The organism is Bacillus sp. SRB_8 (assembly GCF_003264205.1).
GTDB classification, from domain to species: domain Bacteria; phylum Bacillota; class Bacilli; order Bacillales; family Bacillaceae_G; genus Bacillus_A; species Bacillus_A mycoides.
Genome location: NZ_NADT01000037.1, coordinates 11,556 through 13,759, shown reverse-complemented (window position 1 = coordinate 13,759; position 2,204 = coordinate 11,556). Strand labels below are relative to the sequence as shown.

4 protein-coding genes and 1 pseudogene are annotated in these 2,204 nt (G+C 31.7%); 4 read left to right on the top strand and 1 reads right to left on the bottom strand.

All coding sequences use genetic code 11. The features are described from left to right. The 4 genes from B5P40_RS25745 to B5P40_RS25730 all read left to right on the top strand — a co-directional run. A partial coding sequence (locus tag B5P40_RS25745) for a CdiA family toxin C-terminal domain-containing protein (RefSeq protein WP_258402188.1) occupies nt 1-573 on the top strand: 573 nt, incomplete at its 5' end. A 23-nt stretch (nt 574-596) separates the two neighbouring features. Next, a complete protein-coding gene (locus tag B5P40_RS25740; protein WP_113710135.1) occupies nt 597-965 on the top strand; it encodes a hypothetical protein in 369 nt (122 codons plus the stop codon). Between the two features lie 641 nt (nt 966-1,606). Further along, complete coding sequence (locus tag B5P40_RS33785) at nt 1,607-1,789, top strand: hypothetical protein (RefSeq protein WP_258402187.1); 183 nt, start codon at nt 1,607-1,609, stop codon at nt 1,787-1,789. Further along, the gene (locus tag B5P40_RS25730) at nt 1,789-2,100 is read left to right on the top strand and encodes a hypothetical protein (RefSeq protein WP_258402186.1); all 312 of its coding nucleotides are present in this window, start codon (nt 1,789-1,791) and stop codon (nt 2,098-2,100) included. Before B5P40_RS33785 ends, B5P40_RS25730 begins: the two co-directional genes overlap by 1 nt. Before the next feature lie 24 nt (nt 2,101-2,124). On the opposite strand, the pseudogene B5P40_RS34450 reads toward B5P40_RS25730, so the two are convergent. Next, a pseudogene (locus B5P40_RS34450) lies at nt 2,125-2,204 on the bottom strand (IS6 family transposase); the annotation flags it as partial.

Genomic DNA, 2,204 nt, shown 5'->3' with positions numbered 1-2,204 from the left:
GTTGCTAAGAGTGAAACTAAGGAGCAAGCGCAAAATGCGAACCGATTATCTGGGGAGAAACTTCCTGCAGAGGGGTCAGGTAAAGCTAGTTGGAAATTAGGAAAACCAATGAGTGAAATTACACATACAATTTCACCTAATGCAAAAACACACCTAATTGCTGAAAATAAACCAATTAGTGGTAAAAAGGGAGTTTTAGGAACACATAATTCTGATGAATTTTATAACAAACTAAAGTCTACGGGTAAAGATATCAACAATATGATAGATCCTAAGAATATTGTATATGATAAAGATTTTCCAGGATTACAAACTATAGAATACAAAATACCAAAAGGTGATGGAAAAGAAGGGTTCTTAGATGAATATAAGATCATAAAATCTCCTAAAACAGTTTATGATCCTTCAAAATATAGTAATGAGGAAATGTATCAGTGGGGCTTGGAAGCAATGACAAATGGATATTTAGAAGGGTACTTGATTTGTGGTGAAGCATCAAATGGAATAAAGTTTATGGGGTATTTTAGGAATGGAGAAATTACAAACTTCCACCCAGTAACAAGTTTTGATTAAGATATATCGTTAGGAGAATGTTTATGAACGAGAAAAAGATTATGGATGATGAATGGAATAAGAATTTTATTAGAGGGATTTTTATTAATAAATCAAGAATAATAAAATGTATAAATGTAATTTTAACAAAAGAAGAAGTTATTTTTGATGATGTTTGTATGATAGCTACTTACAGTACCTATGATGATGGTGATTCTGAAAGATGTGAGGTGGATGAGGTTGTATTAAGCATGGAATTTCCCGGTTACCCAGAAGAGATATCATGTTTAAAATATAAAGAGTTTTTTAAAGTAATAGAGTATGGCTTAGAAGAGAAGATTTCTAGATTTGAGGAGTCAGAAAAAGAAGAAATCTTAAGGGAACTCGAAAAAGCAAGGAGTTTAATTGGATAGTTTTTAGTTTAGATTAAAAATATTAAAGTTAGAAATCTCAATGCAAAATTTTAATTAAGCTAACTACAATATACTAAAAATTGAGTCCAAATGCATAAATACTTTGAATTGAATATTTCTAAATAAACTGGAAAGATTCAATACTTACTGCATAATTAAGCAGTGAGTAGGGGGAAAGGGGGCAGAATGGTAGATAAAATTAAAAAGTGATTTAAAGTTGATGAAACTAAAAAATAGTTTTAAAATACTCTGCCACTTAATCACCTTTTGCTCTAAATTAAAGATGTAATGAAAAAAAGAAATAGATTTATATTATAACTAAGAATAGAACCAATGTCTCTAATGAAAGGAGCGTTGGTTCTATTTTTATGTGAAAAAGCTGGGAGGATTAATAATAATGTATCTGAATATAGTAAGAAAAACAGATATGATCATATACAAACGTAAAACTAGTTAGAGAAAATCTGGATTCAAGGCTGCGGCTGATTTAATTTCACCGAGTATGCCGAAAAGCCACTTCGATGAAAAACTGGTTGCCACCAGCAAAGAACTAAAGGATACAATTCAAAAGCAAAAAAGAAAAAAACAATGCGGAAGACATTCTCAATACCCTAAACAAACAAGTTCAAATGGCAAAGGAAATGAGTAGTTTATCTTATACTGATCTGCAACTTCAAGCTTTCTTTGCGCAAGATACGTTGGCAAAAGGCATTTATGAAATGGATACAAAAATCACGAATGCGGAAAAAGAGATTGCGACCCCTGTATGGAAAAGAGTAGGAGGGGCAACAATTGACCTTTGGGAAAGGTGGTATAATAAGTAATGAACTATGGTGTATTTAATAATTTAGTTGAAGAGGTAATTCAGTTCTCGAAAAATTTCCAGAGCGAACCTACTAATAATATTTCCAATAAGATTGTTATTATTAATGATATAAAAAAAGCAGAGCATTTAGCTTATGATGAGATTTTTGGCGAGGATGAGTATAATTGGAAAGATATCAGAGAATTAGAAATGAGTGAAGTTTGGGGTATTTATTACGCAATGTCAGAAAATGAAAAGCCTAAAGGATTGGAAGAATTATTAGAAATTATGGTTCTGGTGCAAACATTTTTTGAAGATATAAAGAAGTGAAGAGATTCCTAACGGAATCCACTTTTATACTGGAATACCGAATAGTTGATGAATGAGGTTCACTTGATTTTGGACAGACTTCCCCCCTTGAGAGGTTTGTCCTT